The following is a 445-nucleotide window of genomic DNA, read 5'->3' as shown; positions in this document are numbered from 1 at the left end:
TCCATGGCGCCATAGCGCGCGCCCGGATTGACCCGCTTGGCCGGCCGCAGCGGGTCGGCTCCCAGTAGCACCAGACCCAGCCCGGCCCCAGCGAACGCGGCCCGCAGCACGCCCTGGTCCGCGTGCATCGCCTCGATCGCCGAGACCACATCGGGCAGCGGCGGGCCGGACAACTCCACCGCGCCACCGGGTTCGACGGTGACCGCGCTGGCCCCCGGCAGTGCTGGAAGCGACGCGATCACCTCGGTGATCTCGCCCCAACCGGGCCTGCGGCGCGGCTCGAGCGGGTCAAAACAATGCGCCTCGATCTCCAGGCCGACGCGGCCCAGCGGGGCATCGCACAGGCAGGTGTCGGTGATGTAGCGCGCCGCAGCCGACGCACTGGTCAGCTCACCGTCGGCGAGGCGCGTGTCATCCAACTGCGACGCGACGGCAAACGCCATAT

Annotated in this window: 1 protein-coding gene; it reads right to left on the bottom strand. The window is 71.9% G+C overall.

Annotated features, from left to right (window positions below; genetic code table 11):
* Positions 1-443: glutamate-cysteine ligase family protein (locus tag AC5Y42_RS23615; RefSeq protein ID WP_499900985.1), on the bottom strand; the 443-nt coding region annotated here is incomplete at its 3' end.
* Between the last annotated feature and the right edge of the window lie 2 nt (positions 444-445).

The organism is Mycobacterium sp. NGS48 (genome assembly GCF_059812585.1).
Note: the sequence above shows the minus strand (reverse complement) of the source record. Positions and strands in the feature narration are given on the sequence as shown.